The sequence below is a fragment of the Variovorax sp. UMC13 genome (assembly GCF_014170375.1).
Taxonomy (GTDB): Bacteria; Pseudomonadota; Gammaproteobacteria; order Burkholderiales; family Burkholderiaceae_C; genus Variovorax.
The window spans coordinates 1-25816 of sequence record NZ_LZZW01000003.1; the positions used below are offsets into that span (position 1 = coordinate 1).

The following is a 25816-nucleotide window of genomic DNA, read 5'->3' on the forward strand; positions in this document are numbered from 1 at the left end:
CAGCCGCATGACCGAGTGGGCGTCCCTGAGCCCGCAGCAACGCGCCCAGGCGCGTTTCAACTTCGCCGAGGTCAAGCAGGTGCCGGCGGACGAGCGCAAGGCCAAGTGGGAGGCCTACCAGGCGCTGACGCCCGAAGCCCGGCGCCAACTGGCCGAGCGCGCGGCGCCGGGCGGCGGTGGGGGTGTCAGTTCGATCCGGGCCGTGTGCTGGCCCTTGGTGCCGCCCGAGAGCACGGGCGCCAGCTTCTGGGCCGGCACCGGTCGGATGGTGGTGGCCGCGCCGGGGGGGCGGGGCGCCGCGCGCTCGGCCAGTTGGCGCCGGGCTTCGGGCGTCAGCGCCTGGTAGGCCTCCCACTTGGCCTTGCGCTCGTCCGCCGGCACCTGCTTGACCTCGGCGAAGTTGAAACGCGCCTGGGCGCGTTGCTGCGGGCTCAGGGACGCCCACTCGGTCATGCGGCTGTGCAGGGTCGTCTTGTCGGCCGGCGACAGCTGCGCGAAGTTGCGCGAGAAGGCGAGCCACTTGCGCTTGTGCGCCTCGCTGAGGCCGTCCCAGTGCGCGGCCAGCGGCAACAGGGCCTGCTGCTGCTTGGCACCCAGATCACGCCACAGGGGCTTCGAGGGCGCCTTGGTGGTTGAAGGGGACGACGCGGCCGCGGCCGCGGACGGGCCCTGGGCGCAGGCGATCGCAGTCCATCCGCCGAGGGCCAGCACCAGCGCCGCGCCAGCGCACAGCACCGCACCCGGGCGCCGTGCAGAGAGCGACTTGGACGGAGCGTGCGGACGGGAGGCAGGGTGAAGCGGCATGCGGAGAAAAATGGCGTTCGGGATGAACAGGTGTCACTGAGGCTGGGCAGCTTCGGATTTGAGGAATTGCGCGAAACCCGGGTCGGTGTAGGCGGCCGGGGGCAGGGCGTCGGTCAGCAGGGCCGAGTCGAGGTCGGCCAGCTCGCTGGTGCGCTGGTCGTCCTGCCAGACGCTGATGCTGATCAGCCCGGCCACCAGGGCGACCAGGGGCACGACGGCGCCGAGGCGGGTCCACCAGATGCTGCCGAGCGTGGCCGTGCCGCCATGGGAGGCCACCACGACCGGGGCCGCGCGGGCCGGCAGCTTGCGCTTGGCCAGCGCCTGGGCGCGGGCGACGCGCAGGCGTTCGCCGATGTCGTGCGGCAACGCGTCCGTGCCGGCGGACAGGCGGGCCGCGACACGGCGGCCGAATTGCGCCTCCGGGGTCTGACCGGAGGGCGGAAGCGAGATGTTCATAGCGATATTCCCTTGGCCTTGAGCGCTTTGCTCAGCGCATGGACGGCGCGCGAGCAGTGGGTTTTGACGCTGCCTTCGGAGCAGCCCATGGCCGCAGCCGTCTCGGCCACATCCATTTCCTCCCAATAACGCATCAGGAAAGCCTCGCGTTGACGGCCGGGCAAAGCCGCGATCTGTTCTTCGATTTCATGGAACACCTGCGCGCGCTCGGTGGTCGTCTCCGTGCTCTCCGTCTCCCTGGAGTCGGTCGGCGAGACGAAGTTCTCCAGCAGGTCGAAATCTCCGCTGTCGTCGGGTGTTTCGAAGTCGCTGAGGTTGGAGAACAGCGCCCGGCGCGTCTTCTGCCGGCGAAACCAGTCGAGGGTGCAGTTCGACAGGATGCGCTGGAACAGCATCGGCAGCTCGGCGACCGGCTTGTCGCCGTAATGCTCCGCCAGCTTCATCATGCTGTCCTGCACGATGTCGAGCGCGGCTTCCTCGTCCCGCACGTGGTAGATCGAGCGCTTGAAGGCTCGGCGTTCCACGCTTTTCAGAAAATCGGACAGTTCTTGTTCGGTAGCCAACGGAAGAGGGCGCTTTGCCGCGCCGTGTGGGGGATTCTCGTGACCCGCGCAAGCGGTGCTCTTGTCGGGCTGGATTATTGCATCGTGTGCGCTTTGGCGTCGGCGGTGCGGGGGGTGTCGGCCTTCGGTGTCATAATGCGCGCTGCAATTCAAAGGCAAACGGGTCAAGGTCCGGCGAAACATCAGTTCGCCCATGGCTTTGGCCTCAAGTCCTGACGCGACCTCACAAGGGTTGGCAAGGGGCACCCAAGGTTTTTCGTTCCCGAAAACTCGAAAGGTTGATCATCATGGAAATCTCCAAGGCGGAGATCGCTTCCGCTGCAGCCGCGTCTGCAGGCGGCGCACCCCAAGAACTCATGGGCGCAGAGGTGCTGGTCAAGGCCCTCCAGGCCGAAGGCGTCCAGTACATCTGGGGCTACCCCGGCGGTGCGGTTCTCTACATCTACGACGCTTTCTACAAGCAAGACACGATTCAGCATGTGCTGGTGCGCCACGAACAGGCGGCCGTGCATGCGGCGGACGGCTATGCGCGCGCCACCGGCGAAGTCGGGGTGGCGCTGGTCACCTCCGGTCCGGGCCTGACCAATGCGGTCACGGGCATCGCCACGGCCTACATGGACTCCATCCCGATGGTGATCATCTCGGGCCAGGTGCCGACGGCCGCCATCGGGCTCGACGCCTTCCAGGAGTGCGACACGGTCGGCATCACCCGCCCCATCGTCAAGCACAACTTCCTCGTCAAGGATCCCAAGGACCTGGCGATGACGATGAAGAAGGCCTTCCACATCGCCCGCACCGGCCGTCCGGGCCCGGTGGTGGTGGACATCCCGAAGGACGTCTCCTTCAAGAAGGTCCCGTACCACGGCTATCCCGACAAGGTCGAGATGCGTTCGTACAACCCGGTGCGCAAGGGCCACGGCGGCCAGATCCGCAAGGCGCTGCAGCTGCTGCTCAACGCCAAGCGCCCCTACATCTACACCGGCGGCGGCGTGCTGCTGAGCAACGCCACCAACGAGCTGCGCACGCTGGTCGACATGCTGGGCTACCCGGTCACGAACACGCTGATGGGCCTGGGCGCCTATCCCGCGAGCGACCGCAAGTTCCTGGGCATGCTGGGCATGCACGGCACGATCGAGGCCAACAACGCGATGCAGGGCTGCGACGTGCTGCTGGCCGTGGGCGCGCGCTTCGACGACCGCGTGATCGGCAACCCTAAGCACTTCGCGCAGAACGAACGCAAGATCATCCACATCGACATCGACCCGTCGAGCATCTCCAAGCGCGTCAAGGTCGACATCCCGATCGTGGGCGACGTCAAGGACGTGCTGACCGAGCTGATCTCGATGATCCGCGAAGCCACGCAGAAGCCCGACGCCGGCGCGCTGGCCGACTGGTGGAAGACCATCGAGAGCTGGCGCAGCAAGGACTGCCTCAAGTACGACCGCGGCAACACCGACGTGATCAAGCCGCAGTACGTGGTCGAGACGCTCTGGAACATGACCAAGGACGCCGATGCCTACATCACGTCCGACGTGGGCCAGCACCAGATGTGGGCCGCGCAGTACTACCGCTTCGACGAGCCGCGCCGCTGGATCAACTCGGGCGGCCTGGGCACCATGGGCGTGGGCATTCCCTACGCGATGGGCATCAAGCTCGCCAAGCCGGAGTCCGAGGTGTTCACCATCACCGGCGAAGGCTCGGTGCAGATGTGCATCCAGGAGCTCTCGACCTGCCTGCAATACAACACGCCGATCAAGATCTGCGCGCTGAACAACCGCTACCTCGGCATGGTGCGGCAGTGGCAGGAGATCGAGTACTCGGGCCGCTACAGCCACAGCTACATGGACGCGCTGCCCAACTTCGTGAAGCTGGCCGAGGCCTATGGCCACGTCGGCATGCTGATCGAACGGCCGCAGGACGTGGAGCCGGCGCTGCGCGAGGCGCGCAAGCTCAAGGACCGCACCGTGTTCATGGATTTCCGCACCGACCCCACCGAGAACGTGTTCCCGATGGTCAAGGCCGGGATGGGCATCACCGAGATGCTGCTGGGTTCCGAAGACCTTTGAGCCCAAGTTCGGGGCCGGCGACGGTCCCGGTTCACTCCACACCTTTCGACGAATCTATTGCCCGCCGAGCCCGCGCATTACCGTGCGCGGGGGAGGGCGGCGAAAAGAGGAGTTCGCACACATGAAACACATCATTGCCGTCCTGCTGGAAAACGAGCCCGGTGCTCTTTCCCGCGTCGTGGGCCTGTTCTCGGCCCGCGGCTACAACATCGAATCGCTGAGCGTCGCGCCCACCGAAGATCCGAGCCTGTCGCGCATGACCATCGTGACGGCCGGATCGGACGACGTGATCGAGCAGATCACCAAGCACCTGAACCGCCTGATCGAAGTGGTCAAGGTGGTCGACCTGACCGAAGGCGCCTACACCGAGCGCGAGCTCATGATGGTGAAGGTGCGTGCGGTCGGCAAGGAGCGCGAAGAAATGATGCGGATGGCGGAGATCTTCCGCGGCCGCATCATCGACGTCACCGACAAGAGCTACACGATCGAGCTCACCGGCGATCACGCCAAGAACGATGCCTTCCTCGAGGCCATCGATCGCGGCGCCATTCTCGAGACGGTGCGTACCGGTGCCAGCGGCATCGGGCGTGGCGAGCGCATCCTGCGCGTCTAGTTTTGCAGTTCACTCACACCCAACGGATCAACGAAGGAGCAATCATGAAGGTTTATTACGACAAGGACGCCGATCTGAGCCTCATCAAGGGCAAGACCGTCGCGATCATCGGCTACGGCTCGCAAGGCCACGCACACGCACAGAACCTGAACGACAGCGGCGTGAAGGTCGTGGTCGGCCTGCGCAAGGGCGGCGCCTCGTGGGACAAGGTCGGCAAGGCCGGCCTGCAGGTCGCCGAAGTGGCCGACGCGGTCAAGGCCGCCGACATCGTCATGATCCTGCTGCCCGACGAGCAGATCGCCAACGTCTACAAGAACGACGTCGCGCCCCACATCAAGGAAGGCGCTTCGCTGGTCTTCGCCCACGGCTTCAACGTGCACTACGGTTTCGTGCAGCCGCGCGCCGACCTCGACGTGTGGATGGTCGCTCCCAAGGCCCCGGGCCACACCGTGCGCAGCACCTACACGCAAGGTGGCGGCGTGCCCCACCTGGTGGCCGTGCACCAGGACAAGAGCGGCAAGGCCCGTGACCTGGCGCTGAGCTACGCCACCGCCAACGGCGGCGGCAAGGCCGGCATCATCGAGACCAACTTCCGCGAAGAAACCGAGACCGACCTGTTCGGCGAACAAGCGGTTCTGTGCGGCGGCACGGTCGAGCTGATCAAAGCCGGTTTTGAAACGCTGGTGGAAGCCGGCTACGCGCCCGAGATGGCGTACTTCGAATGCCTGCACGAACTCAAGCTGATCGTCGACCTGATCTATGAAGGCGGCATCGCCAACATGAACTACTCGATCTCGAACAACGCCGAGTACGGCGAGTACGTCACGGGCCCGCGCATCGTGACCGACGAGACCAAGAAGGTCATGAAGCAGGTGCTCAAGGACATCCAGACCGGCGAATACGCCAAGAGCTTCGTGCTCGAAGCCGCTGCCGGCCAGCCCGCGCTGATCAGCCGCCGCCGCATCAACGCCGAGCACCAGATCGAGATCGTCGGCGAGCAGCTGCGCGCCATGATGCCCTGGATCAAGAAGAACAAGCTGGTCGACCAGACCCGCAACTGATCGGATCGCATCCGCTCCCAAAGGCCACCACCCGGTGGCCTTTTTCCATTCCGGGCGCGCAGGGCGCCTGAACTACACTGCTGCCGATGAATTTCACCCCTCGTTACGTCATGACTTCGAAGGCTGCGAAGCCCCGTGCCACCGCTGCCGGAGGCCGTCTTCATGCATGACGACACGCTGCCCGACGACATCGCGCCGCGCAAGCGCCGCAAGGGCATCTACATCCTGCCCAACCTGTTCACGCTGGCGGCGCTGTTCGGCGGCTTCTACTCGGTCGTGATGGCGATGAACGCGCGCTTCGACTTGGCGGCGCTGGGGGTGTTCGCCGCGATGATCCTCGACAGCCTCGACGGCCGGGTGGCGCGCATGACCAACACGCAGAGCGCCTTCGGCGAGCAGATGGATTCGCTGTCGGACATGGTGTCCTTCGGGGCCGCGCCCGCGCTGATCGCCTACGAGTGGTCGCTCAAGGGCCTGGGGCGCTGGGGCTGGATCGCGGCCTTCGTCTACTGCGCCTGCGCGGCGCTGCGGCTCGCACGCTTCAACGTCAACACCGGCGTGGTCGACAAGCGCTGGTTCCAGGGCCTGCCCTCGCCGGCGGCCGCGGCCCTGGTCGCGGGCTTCATCTGGCTCATGACCGAATGGGGCAAGCGCGGCGGCGAGGTGCTGTACCTCTCGTGGAGCCAGATCACCTGGCTGACCTTCGCCTTCACGCTCTACGCCGGCCTGTCGATGGTGACCAATGCGCCCTTCTACAGCTTCAAGGACGTGCAGATGAAGAAGAGCGTGCCCTTCGCGGTGATCGTGCTGATCGCGCTGGGCATCGCGGTGATCAACATCCACCCGCCGACCGTGCTGTTCGGTGTGTTCGTGGCCTACGGCCTGAGTGGCTTCGTGGTCTATGCCTGGCGCAAGGCCAAGGGCCAGCAGGTGAGCCTGATCAGCATGTCCACCGACGAGCCCGACGAACGCGGCTTGCACAAGTAGGCTGCGGCTGCTACATTCACGGCTTCCATGAACAAGATTTCGCTGTCCCTACTAGCCATCCCCTTCGGGCGGAGACGGTAGCGCGCGCGCATATCCCTCATCACGGCCCGTTCGCACCAGCAACGGGCCGTTTTGTTTTTGGGGTTGCTGGTGGTTCCACCACCCATCGAAAGAATCGTCATGTTGAAGCAACCGCAAGCCAAATACCGCGCCTTTGCACCGATCGGCCTCAAGGACCGCACCTGGCCCGACGCCGTTCTGACCAAGGCGCCTATCTGGCTGTCGACGGACCTGCGTGACGGCAACCAGGCGCTGGTCGAGCCCATGGACATCGACCGCAAGATGCGCATGTTCGAGACCCTCGTGGCCATCGGCTTCAAGGAAATCGAAGTCGGTTTCCCTTCCGCCTCGCAGGTCGAATTCGACTTCGTGCGCAAGCTGATCGAGGAAGACCGCATCCCCGACGACGTGACGATCCAGGTGCTGACGCAGGCGCGCGACCACCTCATCACGCGCACCTTCGAGGCTCTGCAGGGCGCGCCGCGCGCCATCGTCCACCTCTACAACGCTGTGGCGCCGATCATGCGGCGCGTGGTGCTCGGCATGGACGAAGACCAGATCGTCGAGCTCGCCACCACGCACGCACAGATGTTCAACGACTGCGCCGCCAAGCAGCCGGGCACGCAGTGGACCTTCCAGTACTCGCCCGAGATGTTCTCGGGCACCGACGTGGTGTTCTCCAAACGCGTGGTCGATGCGGTCACCGCCGTCTGGCAGCCCACGCCCGAGCGCAAGTGCATCGTCAACCTGCCGACCACGGTCGAGCACTCCACGCCGAACATCTTCGCCGACATGATCGAGTGGATGCACCGTCATCTGGAACGGCGCGATGCGATCATCCTGTGCGTGCATCCGCACAACGACCGCGGCACCGGCACCGCCGCCGGAGAGTTGGCCCTGATGGCCGGCGCCGAGCGCATCGAAGGCTGCCTGTTCGGCAACGGCGAGCGCACCGGCAACCTCGACCTGGTGAACGTGGCGCTCAACCTCTACACGCAGGGCGTCTCGCCCGAACTCGACTTCTCGAACATCGACGAGATCCGCGCCACGGTCGAGCACTGCAACCAGCTCCCGGTGCACCCGCGCCACCCCTACGTCGGCGACCTGGTCTACACCTCGTTTTCCGGTTCGCACCAGGATGCGATCAAGAAGGCCTTCGCGGCGCGCAAGGAAGGCGACATCTGGGACATGCCCTACCTCCCGATCGACCCGAAGGACGTGGGCCGCAGCTACGAGGCCGTGATCCGCGTCAACAGCCAGTCGGGCAAGGGCGGCATGGCCTACCTGCTCGAGAGCGAATACGGCATCGAGATGCCGCGCCGCCTGCAGATGGAATTCATGCAGGTCGTGCAGCGCGTGATGGACGTGGGCGGCAAGGAGCTGACCGCCGCCGATCTCTACGCCCTGTTCGAGCGCGAGTACGGCCTGAAGACCGTGCAGGCCTTGCAGCATCGCGTGCTCGAGGAGCAGGGCGAGGGCGCCGCTGCCTCGGTGCTTCTGCGCGGCGACCTGCCCTGGGAGGGCGAGATCCGGCCCATCGAAGGCCGCGGCAACGGCCCGATCGATGCCTTCATCCATGCCCTCGCCACCCACACCGGCCACGCGATCCGCGTGATCGACTACCACCAGCATGCGATCGGTGCCGGCGCCGACGCACAGGCTGTGGCCTACCTCGAGCTGCGCATCGACCAGCAGACGCTGTTCGGCGTGGGCATCGACGCCAACATCGTCTCGGCTTCGCTCAAGGCGATCGTGTCGGGCCTGGAGCGGGCGCGGGCCCAGGGCGCGGCCAGCGCACAATCGGTGGCTGAAACCGCCTGAAAAAAGGGCCGGCGCTCGGCGCCGGCTCGCCCGCCAGAACCACGGAGCGCCACGATGACCGACAAGCTGATCATTTTCGACACCACCCTGCGTGACGGCGAGCAATCGCCAGGCGCGTCCATGACCAAGGACGAGAAGCTGCGCATCGCCAAGCAGCTCGAGCGGCTGAAGGTCGACGTCATCGAGGCCGGCTTTCCCGCCAGCTCGAACGGCGACTTCGAGGCGGTGAAGCTGATCGCGGGCGCGATCAAGGACTCCACCATCTGTGGGCTGTCGCGCGCCAACGACCGCGACATCGCACGCGCCGCCGAGGCGCTCAAGGGCGCGGCCAGCGGCCGCATCCACACCTTCATCGCCACCTCGCCGCTGCACATGGAGAAGAAGCTGCGGATGTCGCCCGACGAGGTCTTCGAGCAGGCCAAGCTGTCGGTGCGTTTCGCGCGCAACCTGGTCGGCGACGTCGAGTTCAGCCCGGAAGACGGCTACCGCAGCGATGTGGACTTCCTGTGCCGCGTGCTCGAGGCGGTGATCGCCGAGGGCGCGACCACCATTAACGTGCCCGACACCGTGGGCTACGCCATTCCCGAGCTCTACGGCAATTTCATCAAGACCCTGCGCGAGCGCATCCCCAACAGCGACAAGGCGATCTGGTCGGTGCATTGCCACAACGACCTGGGCATGGCGGTGGCGAACTCGCTGGCCGGCGTGAAGATCGGCGGCGCGCGCCAGGTCGAGTGCACCATCAACGGCCTGGGCGAGCGTGCCGGCAACTGCTCGCTCGAGGAGATCGTGATGGCGGTCAAGACCCGCCGCGACTACTTCGGGCTCGACCTGGGCATCGACACCCAGCACATCCTGGCCGCGAGCCGCATGGTCAGCCAGACCACCGGCTTCGTGGTGCAGCCCAACAAGGCGGTGGTTGGCGCCAACGCCTTCGCCCATGCCTCGGGCATCCACCAGGACGGCGTGCTCAAGGCCCGCGACACCTACGAGATCATGCGGGCCGAGGACGTGGGCTGGAGCCACAACAAGATCGTGCTGGGCAAGCTCAGCGGACGCAACGCCTTCAAGCAGCGCCTGGTCGAACTGGGCGTGACCATGGAGAGCGAGGCGGACATCAACACCGCCTTCGCCCGCTTCAAGGAGCTGGCCGACCGGAAAAGCGAAATTTTTGACGAAGACATCCTCGCGCTGGTCAGCGACGAGGAGGGGTCGAACGTTGGTGAGCAGTTCGGCTTCGTCTCCCTGGCGCAGCACAGCGAAACCGGTGAGCGGCCGCAGGCCCGGGTGGTCTTCACGGTCCAAGGCCGCGAAGTCACCGGCACCTCGGACGGCAACGGCCCGGTCGATGCCTCGCTCAAGGCCATCGAGAGTCACGTGAAAAGCGGGGCGGAAATGGTGCTTTATTCGGTGAATGCGATCAGCGGATCGACCGAAAGTCAGGGGGAGGTCACGGTTCGGCTGCAAAACGCCGGACGGGTCGTCAACGGCGTCGGGGCGGATCCCGACATCGTGGTGGCTTCCGCCAAGGCTTATTTGAGTGCGCTCAACAAGTTACAGAGCCAAGCTGAGAGAGTGGCGGCGCAAGGGTAGGTTGTGAAGCGATCCTTTTGTTTCGAGTGAAGAAAAGGGCGCAAGTAACTGTTATTGCGCGCTTATTTTGATTTCGATACACTGCGGGTCCTTGTCGCCGCTGGAGATTCCTTGATGCCCGAAGCCCGTTCCCACCGAGTTTCACCCCAGCGTTTCCGCGCGGCCCTTCGTTTCGTCACGGCAGCCCTGTGCGCGGCCGCCTTCATCGCGCCCGCGGCGCACGCCGCCGCCAAGCGCCCGGTGGCCGCGAAAAAGACCCAATCCTCCGCCGACACCAGCAAGCGCAAGGCCGCTGCACCCGCCGCGCAGCGCAATGCCAAGGCTGTGCCCGCAAAGGCCGAGCGCAGCGTGCGCGGCGGCAAGAACGTGGTCGCCACGATCCGCAAGCAGAACGGCAAGACCGTGGTGGCGGTGCAGCGTCGTTCGGTGGTGCGCGTGGCCGAAGCGGCGCCGCGCCTGTCCTACGGCCAGCTCGCGGGCCTGCACCACACCGGCGACGCCCTCGACCTGAAGTCGAGCGCCGCGCTGGTGATCGACCAGGACACGCGTGAAGTGCTGTTCAGCAAGAACGACCATGCGGTGCTGCCCATCGCGTCGCTGACCAAGCTCATGACCGGCCTGCTGGTGAGCGAGGCGCACCTGCCGATGGACGAACTGATCACCATCACCCAGGACGACGTCGACACTGAGAAGGGCAGCAGCTCGCGCCTGCGCATCGGCGCCACCCTGTCGCGCGGCGAACTGCTGCACCTGGCGCTGATGTCCAGCGAGAACCGCGCCGCGCATGCGCTGGGCCGCACCTATCCGGGCGGTTTGGCGACCTTCGTGAGCATGATGAACGCCAAGGCCAGCATGCTCGGCATGAAGGACACCCGCTACGTCGAGCCCACGGGCCTGTCGAGCCGCAACCAGGCCAGTGCGCAGGACCTGGCGCTGCTGGTCAACGCGGCCTCGGCCGATGCCACGGTGCGCGAACTGTCGACCTCGCCGGGCTACCAGGTCGAAGTCGGCAACCGCATGCTGCAGTACACGACCACCAACCGGCTGGTGAAGAACCCGGAATGGGAGATCGGCCTGCAGAAGACCGGCTACATCTCCGAGGCGGGCCAGTGCCTGGTGATGCAGACCCGTGTCGCGGGCCGCAAGCTGATCATGGTGTTCCTGGATTCGGCCGGCAAGCTGAGCCGCATCGGCGACGCCGAGCGCGTGCGCCGCTGGGTCGAGGCCAAGCACATGATGTCGCCGTCGATGCAGGCGGCTGCGCAGCACATCGCCGGGGACTGAGCCCACCCCCGAAGCGCCTTCGGCGCTTCCCCCTCAAGGGGGCGACACCGGCGGCCTGGCAAAGCCAGTTCCGCGGTGTCACTGGACCCACCCCCGAGGTCTCGCGCACTTCGTGTCGCTTCGACTCCCCCCTCAAGGGGGCGACACCAGCAGCCCGGCAAAGCCGGATCTGCGGTGTCCCTGGAATGAAAACCGGGACCTTGGGTCTCTCTCGACGGCGCCTCAGGGCGCCGTCGGCGCGTTCTGGTTGTAGCCCAGCGCGCTGGAGATCTCGCTCGCGGTGGCTTGCAGCTTGGGCAGCCAGCCTTCGTCCAGGCGGTCGGCGGGGGCGGAGATCGACAGGCCGGCGACCAGCTTGCTCTGGTCGTCGTAGATGCCCACCGCCATGCAGCGCACCCCCAGTTCCAGCTCCTCGTTGTCGCGGGCGATGCCGTACTGGCGGGCCTTCGACAGTTCGCGTTCCAGCAGCGGCAGCTGGGTGATGCTGTTGCGGGTGTGGCCGGCCAGGCCGGTGCGGGTGGCGTAGCTGCGCACGCGCTGGGGGTCGTCGGCGGCCAGGAAGAGCTTGCCGGTGGAGGTCAGGTGCAGCGGGGCGCGGCCGCCGATGGCGCGCACCACCTGCATGCCCGAGCGCTCGCTGTAGGCGCGCTCGATGTAGACGATCTCGTCGCCCTGCCGCATGCTGAGGTTGACCGGCTGCTGCGTGAGCTTGTGCAGTTCGCGCATGGGCGTGAGCGCGGCGTCGCGCACGTTGAGGCGGCCCTTGACCAGGTTGCCCAGCTCCAGCAGGCGCATGCCCAGGCGGTAGCTGCCGGCCTCGGGCCGGTCGACGAAGCGGCCCACGGCCAGGTCGTTGAGGATCCGGTGCGTGGTCGAGGGGTGCAGCCCGGTCTTCTCGCTGATCTCCTTGAGCGAGATGGCTTCCTCGCGCGAGGCCAGCACGTCGATCAGCGAAAACATGCGTTCGATGACCTGGATGACCGGCGTGGCAGGAACGTCTGATTGTGGTTTTCTCATGTGCGCAGCGCAGTAGGGCCTCGGAAAGACCGAGCCGTGATTTTACTTTGTGAAATCACCGGGCTGCCACTGACCGTCGATCAGCACTTCGTGCGGCGCATAGCGCGCCTTGTAATTCATCTTCGGGCTGCCCGAAATCCAGTAGCCGAGGTAGACGTAGGGCAGGCCCAATTGGCGCGCCTGCGCGATCTGCCACAGCACCCCGTAGTTGCCGTACGCGGTGCCGTCCTCGGGCTCGTAGAAGGTGTAGACCGCCGAGATGCCGTCGTTCAGCACGTCGAGGATCGACACCATCTTCAGCGCCCCGGGCTGGCCGTCGGCGCCCGTCTCGCGGAACTCGACCAGGCGTGAGTTCACGCGGCTCTGCAGCAGGAACTGGGTGTACTGGTCGATGCTGTCGTGGTCCATGCCGCCGCCGGCGTGGCGCCCGTTCTGGTAGCGCAGGTAGAGCTGGTAGTGCTCGGGCACGAAGCACAGCTTGAGCACCCGCACCTGCAGGCCGGCGTGCTGCGTCGTGGCGCGGCGCTGGCTGCGGTTGGGCTTGAAGTCGCCGACCCGCACGCGCAGCGGCACGCAGGCCGTGCAGCCGTCGCAGTAGGGGCGGTAGGTGAACATGCCGCTGCGCCGGAAGCCGCTGCGCACCAGGTCGGAGTAGGCGTCGTTGTGGATCAGGTGGCTGGGGGTCGCGACCTGCGAGCGCGCCTGCCGGTCCGGCAGGTAGCTGCACGGATAGGGTGCCGTTGCATAGAACTGCAACGTGTGGAGCGGAAGTTCCTTGAGGTGCGTCACAGGGCCGTGGAAGAGCGTGCGGGCAACAGTTCGGACCAGTATACGGGCTCGAAACGCCAGGTGGGTCCGGGCTCGCCGCGGGCCCTTCCCACATGCTCGACGAAGCGCGCGCGCGGCATTTCCTCGGCGCCCAGGCTGGCCAGGTGGGCCGTGTTCTGCTGGCAGTCGATGCGCGCGACGCCGTGGCGGCGACACAGGCTCACCAGGGCCGCCAGCGCGATCTTCGAGGCGTCGGTGCGGCGCGCGAACATCGATTCGCCGAACACCGCGCGGCCGATGGCCACGCAGTAGAGCCCGCCCACGAGTTCGCCGTCGATCCAGGTCTCGACGCTGTGGGCATGGCCGGCCCGGTGCAGCGCGCCGTAGGCCGCGACCATGTCCGGCACGATCCAGGTGCCCGACTGGCCGTGGCGCGGCGCCGCCGAGCAGGCGCGGATCACGGCATCGAAGTCGTGGTCGATCCGGATTTCGCAGCGGGCGTCGGCGCGAAAAGACTGCAGCACCTTGCGCAGCGAGCGGTGCAGCCGGAAGGCCGCCGGCGCCAGCGTCATGCGCGGATCGGGGCTCCACCAGAGGATGGGCTGGTCGTCGCTGAACCAGGGAAAGATGCCGTGGCTGTAGGCGTCCAGCAGCGTGGGGACGTCGAGCGCGCCGCCGCCGGCCAGCAGGCCGGGCACCGGATCGGCGGGGCCCCAGCTCAGGGCCGGGTCGGGAAGGGGTGCGCCGGGCGCGAGCCAGGGGAGTTGCATGGTGCAGGTATACACGGCTTTGACCGGCGTCCGCGCGGGCGCCGTCGCGTCGGGCGCAGCGGCCTTCGCGATCGCGCCCTATAGTGGCCCCTCCGCATCCCACCTGCAGGAAGACCCCACGTGAACGCTCCAGAGACTTCTCCGTCCCCTCTTCGTTTCGGCAGCGGTCAGGCGGTGCGCCGCCTCGAGGACCAGGCCCTGCTGTCCGGCGCCGGCCAGTACACCGACGACGTGCGGCCCGGCGGCGCGACGCCGCTCGCGCATCTGGTCTTCGTGCGCTCGCCGTACCCGCATGCGCGCATCGTGTCGGTCGACGCCGATGCCGCGCGCGCCATGCCCGGCGTGCTGGGCGTGTTCAGCGGCGCCGAGCTGGCGGCCGCGGGCGTCAAGCCGATGCCGGGCACCGCGGGCTTCAAGCGGCCCGACGGCGGGCCCGGCGTGTCGCCCGATCGCCACGCGCTGGCGCACGAGCGGGCGCGCTTCGTGGGCGAGGCGGTGGTCGCGGTGGTCGCCGAATCGGTGGCCCAGGCGCGCGACGCGGCCGAGGCCGTGTTCGTCGACTACGAGGAATTGCCGATGGTGGTCGACCTGGCGGGCGCGGTCGCCGACGGCGCGCCGCAACTGCTCGAGGCGGCGCCGAACAACATCGCGGCCGAGGCGCGCCACGGCGATGCCGCGGCCACGGCGGCCGCCTTCGCGCAGGCCGCGCACGTGGTGGCGCTGGACGTCGTCAACCAGCGCGTGGTGGCGCTGACCATCGAGCCGCGCTCGGTGCTGGTCGAAGTCGATGCCGGCAGCGGCCGCCTGACGGTGCGCATGAGCACGCAGATGCCCTCGGGCACGCGCAATTCGATCTGCGACGCCATCGGCCTGGCCAAGGAGCAGGTGCGCGTGGTGGTGGGCGACGTGGGCGGCGGCTTCGGCATGAAGACCGGCGCCTATCCGGAAGACATCGCCACCGCCTACTGCGCCCATGCGCTCCAGCGGCCGGTGAAGTGGGTGGCCGACCGCAGCGAGGAGTTCCTCTCGTCGGCGCACGGGCGCGACATCGCGTCCAAGGCCGAACTCGCGCTCGACGCCAGCGGACGCATCCTCGCGCTGCGCATCCACTCGCTGGCCAACGTGGGCGCCTACGCCACCGGTACCGGCGTCGCGATCCAGCTGCTGATCGGGCCCTGGGTGCAGACCAGCGTCTACGACATCGCCACCGTCGACTTCCACTTCCAGGCCGTGCTCACCAACTGCGCGCCCACCGGCGCCTACCGCGGCGCGGGCCGGCCCGAGGCCATCTTCCTGATGGAACGGCTGATGGACGAGGCCGCGCGCCAGACCGGCATCGACCGCGTCGCGCTGCGCCGCCGCAACTTCATCAGCCCCGCGCAGATGCCCTACACCAACCCGATGAAGCAGGTCTACGACACCGGCCAGTTCGAGAAGGTGATGGACCAGGGCCTGGCGCTGGCCGACTGGCGCGGCTTCGAGGCACGGGCGGCCGCGTCGAAGGCCGCGGGCAAGCTGCGCGGCCTGGGCATCGCCACCTTCCTCGAATGGACCGGCGGCAACGTGTTCGAGGAACGCGTCACCGTGGCGGTCAAGCCCGACGGCATCATCGAGGTCTTCTCGGCCGTCAATGCGATGGGGCAGGGCATCGCCACCTCGCTCGCGCAGCTGGCGGTCGACGTGTTCGGCGTGCCGATCGAGAAGGTGCGCGTGATCCTGGGCGACACCGACCGCGGCGACGGCTTCGGCAGCGCCGGTTCGCGCTCGCTGTTCACAGGCGGCTCGGCCGTGCGGGTGGGCGCGGAGCGCACCGTCGACCGCGCGCGCGCACTGGCGGCGCAGGCCTTCGAAGCCGCGCCGGCCGACGTGCACTATGCCGATGGCCGCTTCACCGTGGCCGGCACCGACCTGTCGCTCGACCTGTTCGATCTCGCGGGCCGCCAGCCCGAGGGCCAGATCTTCGTCGACTCGACCAGCGCCGTGGCCGGGCCCACCTGGCCCAACGGCTGCCACATCTGCGAGGTCGAGATCGATGCGCCGACCGGCGAGGTCAGCGTGGTGGCGTACAGCTCGGTCAACGACGTCGGCCGGGTGATCAACCCGATGATCGTGCGCGGCCAGCTCGACGGCGGCGCGGTGCAGGGCATCGGCCAGGCGCTGTACGAGCGCGTGGTCTACGACGTCGAGACCGGCCAGCCCGTGACCGGCAGCCTGATGGACTACGCGGTGCCGCGCGCCGAGGTGGCCGAAGCCATGTTCCGCACCGAGATGGACGAATCCACGCCCTGCAAGAACAACCCGCTGGGCGTGAAGGGCGTGGGCGAGCTGGGCACCATCGGCGCCACGCCGGCGGTGGTCAACGCGGTGGCCGATGCCTTCGCGCGGGCCGGCCTCGGGGCGCGGGCGCCCACGCTGCAGATGCCGCTGAGTTCGGCGCGCGTGTGGGAGGCCTTGCAGGCCTAGAAATCTTCCAGCGGCAGGCCGACGTAGTTCTCGGCCAGCGCGGTCGAGGCAGCCTGCGAATGCACCAGGTAGTCGAGCTCGGCTTCCTGGATCTTCTGGCCGAAGGAGCCGGTGTCGGGGAAGCGGTGCATCAGCGAGGTGAACCACCACGAGAAGCGCTCGGCTTTCCAGACCCGGCGCAGGCAGAGGTCGGAATAGCGGTCGAGCGCCGCTTCCGAGCGCTCGCCGTAGAAGGCCTGCATCGCGCGCGCCAGATAGCCCACGTCGGCCGCCGCCAGGTTCAGGCCCTTGGCGCCCGTGGGCGGCACGATGTGCGCCGCGTCGCCGGCCAGCAGCAGGCGGCCGAAGCGCATCGGCTCGGCCACGAAGCTGCGCAGCGGCGCGATGCTCATCTCCAGCGCCGGGCCGGTCTCCAGGCGCTCGCGCGCTTCGGGATCGAGCCGGGTGCGCAGCTCGTCCCAGAAGGCGGCTTCGCTCCAGTTCGCGACCTTCTCGTCGCTGGGCACCTGCAGGTAGTAGCGGCTGCGCGTGGCGCTGCGCATGCTGCACAGCGCGAAGCCGCGCTCGGTGTTGGCGTAGATCAGCTCGTCGGACACCGGCCGCACGTCGGCCAGCACGCCCAGCCAGCCGAAGGGGTAGACCTTCTCGTGCAGCCGCAGCGCGGACTCGGGCACGCTGGCGCGGCTCACGCCGTGGAAGCCGTCGCAGCCGGCGATGAAGTCGCAGGCGATCTCCTGCGTGCGGCCGTCCTCGGCGCGAAAGCGCACGCGCGGCTGCGTGCTGTCGAAGTCGTGCAGGCTGACTTCCGACGCCAGGTAGACCGTGCGCAGGCCGGCCGCGGCGCGCGCCTGCATCAGGTCGCGCGTGACCTCGGTCTGGCCATAGACCGTGACCTGCTTGCCGCCGGTCAGCCCGTGCAGGTCGATGCGGTGGCGGCGGCCCTGGAACAGCAGCTCGATGCCCTCGTGCGGCAGGCCCTCGGCCTGGGCGCGCGCGTCGACGCCGGCACGCGCCAGCAGGTCCATCGTCACTTGTTCGAGCACGCCGGCGCGGATGCGGCCGAGCACATGCTTGGCGCTCTGGCGCTCGACGATCACGTTGTCGATGCCGGCCTGGTGAAGCAACTGGCCGAGCAGCAGGCCGGCCGGGCCGGCGCCGATGATGGCGACTTGGGTGCGCATGCGAAGGTCTCCTGGAATGTGGGCGCGGGATGGAGACGAGCGTAGGGCGCTGCGCGTGCCGCGGGGCCGCCCGGTGCACGCCAATGTGCGCTGGAACGAGTGGCTGTGCGATGATCGCGCAGCAACGGCAGTCCATCGTCCCCATGACCATCGCCAAACCCGACTTCATCGAAGGCATCGCCAAAGGCATGGCGGTGCTGGAGAGTTTCGACACCGAACGCCAGCGGCTCAACGCCACCCAGGCCGCGGCGCGCGCCGGCCTTACGCGGGCCGCGGCGCGCCGCCACCTGCTGACGCTCGCGCACCTGGGCTACCTCGACACCGATGGCAGTTCCTTCTGGATGTCGCCCAAGGTGCTGCGCTTCTCGGGCAGCTACCTCGCTTCGTCGCGGCTGCCGCGCGCGCTGCAGCCCACGCTGAACCGGCTGGCCGCACAGACGCAGGAGTCCTTCTCCGCGGTGGTGCTCGACGGCGAGGAGGCGGTGATCGTGGCGCGCAGCGTGAGCGGCGCCCCGGTGCGCGTGCTGGCCTACGGCCTGCACCTCGGCGCGCGCCTGCCCGCGCACGCCACCTCGACCGGCCGGATGCTGCTGGCCGCGATGAGCGGCGCCGAACTCACGCAATGGCTCAAGGGCCGCACCTTGGCGCGGCTCACGCCCAACACCGTCACGCAGACCAGCGTGCTGCGCCAGCGCGTCGCACAGGCGCGCAAGGACGACCACTGCATCGCCAGCGAGGAGCACGAGCTGGGCGTGCAGGCGCTGGCCGTGCCGCTGCGCGACATGAAGGGCCGCACCGTGGCGGCGCTCAACGTGGTGCTGTCGGGCGCGCACCGCAGCGACGAGGCGATCCGCCGCGACATGCTGCCCCTGTTGTATGAGGCGGCGCGCGAAGTGCGCGCTCTGCTTTAGATGTCACCCCCGACGCGCCTTCGGCGCCTCCCCCTCCAGGGGGCGCACCCGGCGGCCTGGCAAAGCCAGTTCCGCGGGGGCCCTGGTACGAGGCCGTGCAGGTTTCATACGATGGCGGTGGCGCACAGCGCCATGGAAAACTGACAGAGGAAAACGCATGCGCCTGCTGCTGCTCGAAGACGACCTGATGATCGGCGAAGCCGTGCTCGACCTGCTGCGGGCCGAGCAGTACGCGGTCGACTGGGTCAAGGACGGCGAGGCCGCCGACAGCGCGCTCCGCGCCCAGCAGTACGACCTGGTGCTGCTCGACCTGGGTGTGCCGCGGCGCGACGGGCTCGAAGTGCTGCGTGCGCTGCGCCTGCGCAAGCAGCGCATGCCGGTGCTGATCGCCACCGCGCGCGATTCGGTGCAGCAGCGCATCGAGGGGCTGGACGCCGGCGCCGACGACTACGTGCTCAAGCCCTACGACCTCGACGAGCTGCTGGCGCGCATCCGGGCGCTGCTGCGGCGCGCCTCGGGCCGGGCCGAGCCGGTCTACGAGCACCTGGGCGTGAGCATCAGCCCGGGCACGCGCGAAGTGACGCGCAACGGCGAGCCGGTGATCCTGTCGGCGCGCGAGTGGGCGGTGCTGGAGCCGCTGATCGCGCGGCCCGGCATGGTGCTGTCGCGCGCCCAGCTCGAGGAGAAGCTCTACAGCTGGAAAGACGAGATCAGCAGCAACGCCATCGAGGTCTACGTGCACGGCCTGCGCAAGAAGCTGGGCGCAGACTTCATCCGCAACGTGCGCGGCGTGGGCTACATGGTGAACAGGGCATGACGCGCGTCGGTTCCGCGCTGGTGGGCTCGCTGCGTGCGCGCCTGCTGTTCTTCCTGCTGGCGGCCATCGTGCTGGCCGCGGGCACGCAGGCATTGGTGGCCTACCGCACGGTGCTCAAGGAGGCCGACGAGATCTTCGACTACCACATGCAGCAGATGGCGATGTCGCTGCGCGCCGGCCTGCCGCCCAGCGCCGCGGTGGGCGGCCTCGGCAGCGCCGACCAGAACTTCGAGTTCGTGGTGCAGGTCTGGACCGCCGACGGCGAACGCATTTTCGAATCGGCCGACCGGGCCGCGCTGCCGCAGATCGCGGTGCTGGGCTTCGCCGACGTGCAGGCCCGCGGCACCACCTATCGCGTGTACTCGATGCAGGCGCGCGGGCTGGTGATCCAGGTCGCGCAGGACATGGCGGTGCGCCGCCAGATGGCGGGCGCGCTGGCGCTGCGCACGGTGATGCCGGTGGGCCTGATGGCGCCGATCCTGATGCTGGTCGTGTGGTGGGTGGTGAGCCGATCGCTGGCGCCGGTGGCGCGCGTGCGCACGCAGGTGGCGGCGCGCCAGGCCGACGACCTGTCGCCGGTCAACGAGGGCGGCCTGCCCGAGGAGGTGCGGCCGCTGGTGCACGAGCTCAACCTGCTGTTCGAACGGGTGCGCCATGCCTTCGAGGCGCAGAAGCATTTCGTGGCCGATGCCGCGCACGAACTGCGCTCTCCGCTGGCCGCGCTCAAGCTGCAGGTGCAGGGCCTGCAGCGCGCGCACGACGAGGCCACGCGCGAGGTCGCGGTCGGCCGCCTGACCGCCGGTATCGACCGCGCCACGCGGCTGGTCGAGCAGCTGCTGGCGCTGGCGCGGCACGAGGCCAGCGTGGCGTCCGGCACCGCGGCCACGTCGGTCGATCTGGCGGAGCTCGCGCGGCTCGCGATCTCCGACGTGGTGGCGGCCGCGCAGGCGCGGCACATCGACATCGGCGTCGACGAAGCCTCCGCGACGGCCACGGTCACGGGCCATGCCGAGGCCCTGCGCATGCTGCTGCGCAACCTGCTGGACAACGCCGTCAAGTACACGCCCGAAGGCGGCCGCGTCGACCTGCGCCTCACGGCCGAGGACGGCGGCGTGGCACTGGTGGTGGAGGACAGCGGCCCGGGCCTGCCGGCCGAGGAGCGCGAGCGCGTGCTCGACCGCTTCTACCGGGCCGGCGCCTCGCAGGCCTCGGGCAGCGGCCTGGGCCTGGCGATCGTGAAGTCGATCGCCGACCTGCACGGCGCCAGCGTGGCGCTCGACGCTTCCGAACGACTGGGCGGCCTGCGCGCGACGGTGCGCTTTCCCCGGCGCGCCTGAGGCCGCGGAAAGAGGGGGCGACGCTTTAAGCGTTGCCTAAGTCTGGGGGATCACATTCCTTTCATCGTGTTTCACCCCACACCCTCGAAAGGAAACTTCATGAACACCCGACTGACCTCGACCAAAGGCCTGGTGCTGGCGCTGGCGTCCGCCGGCGTGATCGGTGCCGTGGGCGCCGGTGCCTACACCAGCGCACGCGCCGTGGCCCCCGGGCCGGTGGCGACCGTGGTGGCCGCGCCGGTCATGACCCTGCCGGACTTCTCCGAGATCACCTCGCGCGACGGCCCGGCGGTGGTGAACATCAGCGTCACCGGCACCACCAAGACCTCCTTCGACGGCAGCCTGCCCAACGGCATGGACCCGGACGATCCGATGGCCGAACTGTTCCGCCGCTTCCAGGGCCAGATGGGTCCCCGCGGCCGCCAGCCGCAGGAGCGCGAGGTGCCCACGCGCGGCCAGGGCTCGGGCTTCATCGTCAACGCCGACGGCATCATCATCACCAACGCCCACGTGGTGAAGGACGCCAAGGAAGTCACCGTCAAGCTGACCGACCGGCGCGAGTTCCGCGCCAAGGTGCTGGGCGCCGATGCCAAGACCGACATCGCGGTGCTCAAGATCGAGGCCAGCAACCTGCCCACGGTGGCCATCGGCAGCACCAAGGACCTCAAGGTCGGCGAATGGGTGCTGGCCATCGGTTCGCCCTTCGGCTTCGAGAACACCGTGACCGCCGGCGTGGTCAGCGCCAAGGGCCGCTCGCTGCCCGACGACAGCTACGTGCCCTTCATCCAGACCGATGTGCCGATCAACCCCGGCAACTCGGGCGGCCCGCTGATCAACACGCGTGGCGAGGTGGTGGGCATCAACTCGCAGATCTACAGCCGCAGCGGCGGCTTCCAGGGCGTGTCCTTCTCGATCCCGATCGACGTCGCGGTGCAGATCAAGGACCAGATCGTGGCCACCGGCAAGGCCAGCCACGCGCGCCTGGGTGTCGCGGTGCAGGAGGTCAACCAGGCCTTCGCCGACTCCTTCAAGCTGGACAAGCCCGAAGGCGCGCTGGTGTCGAACGTCGAGAAGGGCAGCCCCGGCGAGAAGGCCGGCCTGCGTTCGGGCGACGTGATCCGCCAGGTCGACGGCCAGCCGATCGTGTCCTCGGGCGACCTGCCCGCGGTGATCGGCCAGCGCAAGCCGGGCAGCCAGGTGACGCTGGAAATCTGGCGCCAGGGCGCGCGCGAACAGCTCACGGCCAAGCTGGGCGATGCGGCGGAAAAGGGCACCACCGTGGCCGCGAACGACGAGGCGACCGGCAAGGGCAAGCTGGGCCTGGCGCTGCGTCCGCTGCAGCCGCAGGAAAAGCGCGAAGCCGCGGTCGAGGGCGGGCTGCTGATCGAAGACGCGGCCGGCCCCTCGGCCCTGGCCGGTGTGCAGCCGGGCGACGTGCTGCTGTCGATCAACGGCACGCCGGCCAGCAGCGCCGAGCAGGTGCGCGCGGTGGTCGCCAAGTCCGGCAAGTCGGTGGCGCTGCTGATCCAGCGCGGCACCGACCGGATCTTCGTGCCGGTGAACGTGGGCTGATCAGCGCGGGCCGAGCGGCGCGGCCGCATCGGCCGGCACGCGCTTCAGCTCGGCCAGCCAGACCTCCGGTTCCGAATCGCTGGGCGCGCGCCAGTCGCCGCGCGGCGAGAGCGAGCCGCCCGAGCCCACCTTGGGCCCGTTGGGCACGCAGGAGCGCTTGAACTGGCTGGTCTTGAAGAAGCGGTAGAGGAAGGTGTGCAGGTGGCGCGTGATGTCGGCCAGCGCGTACTGGTTGTGTTCCTCGCCCGCCAGCGCCTCGGGCCAGCGGCCCAGCGTGCGGTCGCGCCAGGCGCTGTAGGCCAGGAAGGCGACCTTCGACGGCCGGAAGCCGTAGCGCGAGATGTAGTACAGGTGGAAGTCCTGCAGCTCGTAGGGGCCGATGGTGTCTTCCGTCCGCTGGCCCGGCTGCGGGGCCGAGGCATCGCCCGAGGGCACCAGTTCCGGGCTGACCTCGGTGGCGACGATGGCGCGCAGCACGGCGCTGCCGTCGGCGCTCAGGATGCCCGCATCGGCGACCCAGCGCACCAGGTGCTTGATCAGCGTCTTGGGCACGCTGGCGTTCACGTTGTAGTGCGACATGTGGTCGCCCACGCCGTAGGTGCACCAGCCCAGCGCGAGTTCGCTCAGGTCGCCGGTGCCGACCACGATCGCGCCGTTGTGGTTGGCCAGGCGGAACAGGTGGCTGGTGCGCTCGCCGGCCTGCACGTTCTCGAAGGTGATGTCGTACTGCGGCACGCCGTCGGCGAAGGGATGGCCCAGGTCGGCCAGCATCTGCTTGCAGCTGGGCCGGATGTCGATCTCCCTGGCGCTGCAGCCGATGGCCGCCATCAGGCCGTGGGCCTGCTGCAGCGTGCGGTCGCTGGTCGCGAAGCCGGGCATGGTGTAGCCCAGGATGTCGCTGCGCGGCCGGCCCAGCCGGTCCATGGCCTGGGCGCAGACCAGCAGCGCATGCGTGGAATCGAGCCCGCCCGAGACGCCGATCACCACCTTCTGGATGTGGCTGGCCTCGAGCCGCTGCACCAGCGACTGCACCTGGATGTTGAACACCTCCTGGCAGCGCTCGTCGCGCGTGGCGGCATCGGCCGGCACATAGGGGAAGCGCTCGACCGTGCGGCGCAGCGCACCGGCCTGCTGCGGGATCGCGGGCAGGTCGAATTCGACGGTGCGCCATTCACGCAGCGCGGCCGCATGCCGCTGCGCCGACACGCCGAAGGAGTTCTGTCGCATGCGCTCGTGCGCCATGCGTTCGAGGTCGGCATCGGCCGTGATCAGGTGCGAGCGGTTGCTGAAGCGCTCGCTCTCGGCCAGCAGCTCGCCGCCTTCGTAGATCAGCGCCTGCCCGTCCCAGGCCAGGTCGGTGGTCGATTCGCCGATGCCGGCCGAGGAGTACAGGTAGGCCGCGAGGCAGCGCGCCGACTGCAGGCTCACCAGCTGGTGGCGGTAGTCGGCCTTGCCCACCGTGATGTTCGAGGCCGACAGGTTGACCAGCACCGTGGCACCGGCCAGCGCCGCATAGCTCGAGGGCGGGATCGGCACCCAGACGTCTTCGCAGATCTCGACGTGGATGGTCAGCAGCGGCAGGTTGCGCGCCTTGAACAGCAGATTGGCGCCGAAGGGCACGCGCTGGCGGCACAGCGTGATCTCGGTGGCGAGGGCGCTGTCGGCGGCGCTGAACTGGCGGCCTTCGTAGAACTCGCCGTAGTTGGGCAGGTAGGTCTTGGGCAGCACGCCCAGCAGCACGCCGTCGGCCACCACGGCCGCGCAGTTGAACAGGCGATGGTCGGCGCGCACCGGCAGGCCGACAACGGCCACGGTCGGCACGCCGCGCGAGGCCTCGATGACCTCGGCCAGCGCGGCCTCGCAGCCTTCGAGCAGCGCAGTCTGGTGGAACAGGTCGTCGCAGGTGTAGGCCGAGATTCCCAGTTCGGGAAACGCGACCAGCGCGGCGCCTTCGGCCGCGGCCTCGCGGTACATGCGCACCGTCTCGCGGCCGTTGAACACCGGGTCGGCCACGCGGTTGCGGGGCACCGCCACGGCCAGCCGGGCGAAGCCGTGGGCGTAGGGGTTGTCGAAGGAAAGAGCGGAAGTCATGGGCGTGATCGTATGCGCCCGCGCGCGGCGCGTCAGCGCACGGTCGCCAAGACCGCTCAGGTCGTCGGCAGGTGCAGCCTGTGGGCCAGGAAGAAGCGCAGCATCTCGGCGCTGGCATCGACCCCGCCGGGCGCGGTGTAGCTGCCGCCGGCACTGCCGCCCGACCAGGCATGGCCGGTGCCGTGCAGCTGCCAGTGCTCGACCGCGCTGGAACCGTCGGCGGTCGGGTAGCGCGTGCGGGTGAAGCGCGGGCCTGGCGTGACCTCGGCTGCGCCCGTCGCCCCCCGCGCGCGGCGCGCGGCGTCGGCCACGGCCGTGCCGTTGCGCGCATGCACCGTCGTGTCGGCATCGCCGTGGAAGACGATGGTGGGCGGGGCCGGGCCGTCCGTGATCGCCACGGCCGGGCCGCCGCGCATCGCGGCCAGCGCCGACGGCAGGTCATGCGCCGCGCCCGTGGGCAGGCCCGAGTGCACGCCCACCGCCGCGAACAGATCGGGGTGGGTGCGGCCCAGGATGTCGGCCATGGCACCGCCGGCCGACAGTCCGGCGACGTAGACGCGCGCCGGATCGGCGCCCTGCGTGGCCACGATCTCGCGGGTCAGCGCGGCCAGCAGCGCGGGCTCGCCGCGCTCGCGCCGCTGGTGCTGGGGCTTGAACCAGTTCCAGCACTTCTGCGCGTTCGCATGCTGCGTCTGCTCGGGGTAGAGCACGATCGCGCCGGCCTCGCGCGCCAGGATGTTCATGCGCGTGCCGGTGGCGAAGTCCTGGGCGTCCTGGGTGCAGCCGTGCAGCATCACGATCAGCGGCGGCCGCGGCGCGTCGGCGGCGCGGGCCGGCACGTAGAGCCGGTAGGCGATCTGGCGGCCCTGGTGGCTGAAGCGGTGGGCGCTCCAGGATTCGGCCGGCGCGCGTTCGGCGGCGGGGGCGGGTGCTTCGTCGATCACGCGCACTTCGGCCTCGATCACGTCGTCGACCACCGGCGCCGCGGTGTCGCCGGCGGCATTCCCATGGGCCTGCCGCATCAGCAGCGCGGTGGCGCCCCGCAGGTCGCCCTCGCGGGTAAGCCGGGTGGCCTCGCTCATCAGGTGTTGGAAGTCGGTGTTCATGGTCTGGGCCTGTTCAGTGGATGCGCCCGGTGAGCGCGGATTTGACGGCCGGACTGGCATGCAGGGCGCCCAGGACGGTGAGGGATTCGATGGTGGCGAGCGCGAGCTCGGGCGAGACCTCGACGCCGATGCTGGCCAGCCCGAGCACGCGGATCTGCAGCGTCTGGCCTGCCGCCCGCACGGCTTCCAGGTCGGCCGCCGAGAAGTGCTGCAGGCCCAGCACCAGCGTCTTGCGCGTGACCACCTGGCGCAGCACCTCGCCGTGCGCCGTCAGCTGGTTGCGGATGGCGGTGCGGATGAAGTCGGTGCGGTTGGAATAGAAGCCCTCGGCCACCATCAGGTCGATGTGGCCCAGATCGACATAGCCGAGGTTGATGGTGATCTTCTCGGAGTCGGGGGGCGGCTTGGGCTTGGTGGGGGTGGAGGAGGCCATGCGCCATCCTATCACCATCCATATGGATGGTGCATGGCTGTT

General features: G+C 68.7%; 22 protein-coding genes and 1 pseudogene. 13 read left to right on the plus strand and 10 right to left on the minus strand.

Going from position 1 to position 25816, the window contains the following annotated elements; all coding sequences use genetic code 11:
• Positions 1–7 precede the first annotated feature (7 nt).
• A pseudogene (locus tag A9977_RS34120) lies at positions 8–94 on the plus strand (DUF3106 domain-containing protein); the annotation flags it as partial.
• Between the two features lie 20 nt (positions 95–114).
• Here A9977_RS34120 and A9977_RS00790 read toward each other — a convergent pair.
• The 3 genes from A9977_RS00790 to A9977_RS00800 are packed head-to-tail and all read right to left on the minus strand — an operon-like array spanning position 115 to position 1823.
• Complete coding sequence (locus A9977_RS00790; protein ID WP_183022959.1) at positions 115–804, minus strand: DUF3106 domain-containing protein; 690 nt, start codon at positions 802–804, stop codon at positions 115–117.
• A 33-nt stretch (positions 805–837) separates the two neighbouring features.
• The gene (locus A9977_RS00795; RefSeq protein ID WP_183022960.1) at positions 838–1260 is read right to left on the minus strand and encodes a DUF3619 family protein; all 423 of its coding nucleotides are present in this window, start codon (positions 1258–1260) and stop codon (positions 838–840) included.
• A complete protein-coding gene (locus A9977_RS00800) occupies positions 1257–1823 on the minus strand; it encodes an RNA polymerase sigma factor (RefSeq protein ID WP_183023343.1) in 567 nt (188 codons plus the stop codon). Before A9977_RS00800 ends, A9977_RS00795 begins: the two co-directional genes overlap by 4 nt.
• 287 nt (positions 1824–2110) lie before the next feature.
• Between A9977_RS00800 and A9977_RS00805 the strand changes: the two genes are divergently transcribed.
• From A9977_RS00805 to A9977_RS00835, 7 genes are all read left to right on the plus strand, one after another.
• Positions 2111–3889, plus strand: coding sequence for an acetolactate synthase 3 catalytic subunit (locus A9977_RS00805; RefSeq protein WP_183022961.1), 1779 nt, complete (start codon positions 2111–2113; stop codon positions 3887–3889).
• Positions 3890–4010: 121 nt separating this feature from the next.
• Positions 4011–4502 (plus strand): acetolactate synthase small subunit, encoded by a 492-nt coding sequence (ilvN, locus tag A9977_RS00810; RefSeq protein WP_183022962.1) that lies wholly within the window; start codon positions 4011–4013, stop codon positions 4500–4502.
• A 44-nt stretch (positions 4503–4546) separates the two neighbouring features.
• Entirely contained in the window at positions 4547–5563 is a 1017-nt protein-coding gene (gene ilvC, locus A9977_RS00815; protein WP_183022963.1) for a ketol-acid reductoisomerase, read from the plus strand.
• Between the two features lie 162 nt (positions 5564–5725).
• The gene (gene pssA / locus A9977_RS00820) at positions 5726–6550 is read left to right on the plus strand and encodes a CDP-diacylglycerol--serine O-phosphatidyltransferase (protein ID WP_183022964.1); all 825 of its coding nucleotides are present in this window, start codon (positions 5726–5728) and stop codon (positions 6548–6550) included.
• Between the two features lie 180 nt (positions 6551–6730).
• Positions 6731–8431: a 2-isopropylmalate synthase gene (gene leuA, locus A9977_RS00825; protein ID WP_183022965.1), complete on the plus strand. Its 1701-nt coding sequence runs from the start codon at positions 6731–6733 to the stop codon at positions 8429–8431.
• Between the two features lie 54 nt (positions 8432–8485).
• The gene (locus A9977_RS00830) at positions 8486–10024 is read left to right on the plus strand and encodes a 2-isopropylmalate synthase (protein WP_183022966.1); all 1539 of its coding nucleotides are present in this window, start codon (positions 8486–8488) and stop codon (positions 10022–10024) included.
• 114 nt (positions 10025–10138) lie between these two features.
• Complete coding sequence (locus A9977_RS00835) at positions 10139–11308, plus strand: serine hydrolase (protein ID WP_183022967.1); 1170 nt, start codon at positions 10139–10141, stop codon at positions 11306–11308.
• A gap of 222 nt (positions 11309–11530) precedes the next feature.
• On the opposite strand, the gene A9977_RS00840 is transcribed toward A9977_RS00835, so the two are convergent.
• From A9977_RS00840 to aat, 3 genes are read right to left on the minus strand one after another with little or no spacing between them, the layout of a single operon-like run.
• On the minus strand, positions 11531–12325 hold the full coding sequence (locus tag A9977_RS00840) for an IclR family transcriptional regulator (protein WP_183022968.1): 795 nt from the start codon (positions 12323–12325) through the stop codon (positions 11531–11533).
• 42 nt (positions 12326–12367) lie between these two features.
• Positions 12368–13114 carry an arginyltransferase gene (locus A9977_RS00845; protein WP_183022969.1) on the minus strand — a complete coding sequence of 249 codons (747 nt, stop codon included), beginning with the start codon at positions 13112–13114 and terminating at the stop codon, positions 12368–12370.
• Positions 13111–13863 carry a leucyl/phenylalanyl-tRNA--protein transferase gene (gene aat / locus A9977_RS00850; protein WP_183022970.1) on the minus strand — a complete coding sequence of 251 codons (753 nt, stop codon included), beginning with the start codon at positions 13861–13863 and terminating at the stop codon, positions 13111–13113. The genes A9977_RS00845 and aat overlap by 4 nt, the downstream gene beginning before the upstream one ends.
• Before the next feature lie 120 nt (positions 13864–13983).
• Here aat and A9977_RS00855 point away from each other — a divergent pair, with 120 nt between their 5' ends.
• A complete protein-coding gene (locus tag A9977_RS00855; protein ID WP_183022971.1) occupies positions 13984–16326 on the plus strand; it encodes a xanthine dehydrogenase family protein molybdopterin-binding subunit in 2343 nt (780 codons plus the stop codon).
• On the opposite strand, the gene pobA is transcribed toward A9977_RS00855, so the two are convergent.
• Positions 16323–17507: a 4-hydroxybenzoate 3-monooxygenase gene (gene pobA, locus A9977_RS00860; protein WP_183022972.1), complete on the minus strand. Its 1185-nt coding sequence runs from the start codon at positions 17505–17507 to the stop codon at positions 16323–16325. The genes A9977_RS00855 and pobA overlap by 4 nt on opposite strands.
• A 143-nt stretch (positions 17508–17650) precedes the next feature.
• Here pobA and A9977_RS00865 point away from each other — a divergent pair, with 143 nt between their 5' ends.
• The 4 genes from A9977_RS00865 (at position 17651) to A9977_RS00880 (ending at position 22144) form a co-directional block, all read left to right on the plus strand.
• On the plus strand, positions 17651–18418 hold the full coding sequence (locus A9977_RS00865; RefSeq protein ID WP_183022973.1) for an IclR family transcriptional regulator C-terminal domain-containing protein: 768 nt from the start codon (positions 17651–17653) through the stop codon (positions 18416–18418).
• A 157-nt stretch (positions 18419–18575) separates the two neighbouring features.
• The gene (locus tag A9977_RS00870) at positions 18576–19235 is read left to right on the plus strand and encodes a response regulator (RefSeq protein WP_183022974.1); all 660 of its coding nucleotides are present in this window, start codon (positions 18576–18578) and stop codon (positions 19233–19235) included.
• Positions 19232–20572, plus strand: coding sequence for an ATP-binding protein (locus tag A9977_RS00875; protein ID WP_183022975.1), 1341 nt, complete (start codon positions 19232–19234; stop codon positions 20570–20572). The genes A9977_RS00870 and A9977_RS00875 overlap by 4 nt, the downstream gene beginning before the upstream one ends.
• Before the next feature lie 99 nt (positions 20573–20671).
• Positions 20672–22144 carry a DegQ family serine endoprotease gene (locus tag A9977_RS00880; protein WP_183022976.1) on the plus strand — a complete coding sequence of 491 codons (1473 nt, stop codon included), beginning with the start codon at positions 20672–20674 and terminating at the stop codon, positions 22142–22144.
• Here the strand turns inward: A9977_RS00880 and A9977_RS00885 are convergent, their stop codons facing one another.
• The 3 genes from A9977_RS00885 to A9977_RS00895 are packed head-to-tail and all read right to left on the minus strand — an operon-like array spanning position 22145 to position 25774.
• Entirely contained in the window at positions 22145–24235 is a 2091-nt protein-coding gene (locus A9977_RS00885) for an NAD(+) synthase (RefSeq protein WP_183022977.1), read from the minus strand.
• 56 nt (positions 24236–24291) lie between these two features.
• Complete coding sequence (locus A9977_RS00890) at positions 24292–25341, minus strand: PHB depolymerase family esterase (protein ID WP_183022978.1); 1050 nt, start codon at positions 25339–25341, stop codon at positions 24292–24294.
• A 13-nt stretch (positions 25342–25354) separates the two neighbouring features.
• The gene (locus tag A9977_RS00895) at positions 25355–25774 is read right to left on the minus strand and encodes a CopG family transcriptional regulator (protein ID WP_220811420.1); all 420 of its coding nucleotides are present in this window, start codon (positions 25772–25774) and stop codon (positions 25355–25357) included.
• Between the last annotated feature and the right edge of the window lie 42 nt (positions 25775–25816).

Coding starts and splice junctions, on each gene's coding strand:
- A9977_RS00790 (WP_183022959.1), bottom strand. CDS start 804: ATGCCGCTTCACCCTGCCTCCCGTCCGCACGCTCCGTCCAAGTCGCTC.
- A9977_RS00795 (WP_183022960.1), bottom strand. CDS start 1,260: ATGAACATCTCGCTTCCGCCCTCCGGTCAGACCCCGGAGGCGCAATTC.
- A9977_RS00805 (WP_183022961.1), top strand. CDS start 2,111: ATGGAAATCTCCAAGGCGGAGATCGCTTCCGCTGCAGCCGCGTCTGCA.
- ilvN (WP_183022962.1), top strand. CDS start 4,011: ATGAAACACATCATTGCCGTCCTGCTGGAAAACGAGCCCGGTGCTCTT.
- ilvC (WP_183022963.1), top strand. CDS start 4,547: ATGAAGGTTTATTACGACAAGGACGCCGATCTGAGCCTCATCAAGGGC.
- pssA (WP_183022964.1), top strand. CDS start 5,726: ATGCATGACGACACGCTGCCCGACGACATCGCGCCGCGCAAGCGCCGC.
- leuA (WP_183022965.1), top strand. CDS start 6,731: ATGTTGAAGCAACCGCAAGCCAAATACCGCGCCTTTGCACCGATCGGC.
- A9977_RS00830 (WP_183022966.1), top strand. CDS start 8,486: ATGACCGACAAGCTGATCATTTTCGACACCACCCTGCGTGACGGCGAG.
- A9977_RS00835 (WP_183022967.1), top strand. CDS start 10,139: ATGCCCGAAGCCCGTTCCCACCGAGTTTCACCCCAGCGTTTCCGCGCG.
- A9977_RS00840 (WP_183022968.1), bottom strand. CDS start 12,325: ATGAGAAAACCACAATCAGACGTTCCTGCCACGCCGGTCATCCAGGTC.
- aat (WP_183022970.1), bottom strand. CDS start 13,863: ATGCAACTCCCCTGGCTCGCGCCCGGCGCACCCCTTCCCGACCCGGCC.
- pobA (WP_183022972.1), bottom strand. CDS start 17,507: ATGCGCACCCAAGTCGCCATCATCGGCGCCGGCCCGGCCGGCCTGCTG.
- A9977_RS00865 (WP_183022973.1), top strand. CDS start 17,651: ATGACCATCGCCAAACCCGACTTCATCGAAGGCATCGCCAAAGGCATG.
- A9977_RS00870 (WP_183022974.1), top strand. CDS start 18,576: ATGCGCCTGCTGCTGCTCGAAGACGACCTGATGATCGGCGAAGCCGTG.
- A9977_RS00875 (WP_183022975.1), top strand. CDS start 19,232: ATGACGCGCGTCGGTTCCGCGCTGGTGGGCTCGCTGCGTGCGCGCCTG.
- A9977_RS00880 (WP_183022976.1), top strand. CDS start 20,672: ATGAACACCCGACTGACCTCGACCAAAGGCCTGGTGCTGGCGCTGGCG.
- A9977_RS00885 (WP_183022977.1), bottom strand. CDS start 24,235: ATGACTTCCGCTCTTTCCTTCGACAACCCCTACGCCCACGGCTTCGCC.
- A9977_RS00890 (WP_183022978.1), bottom strand. CDS start 25,341: ATGAACACCGACTTCCAACACCTGATGAGCGAGGCCACCCGGCTTACC.
- A9977_RS00895 (WP_220811420.1), bottom strand. CDS start 25,774: ATGGCCTCCTCCACCCCCACCAAGCCCAAGCCGCCCCCCGACTCCGAG.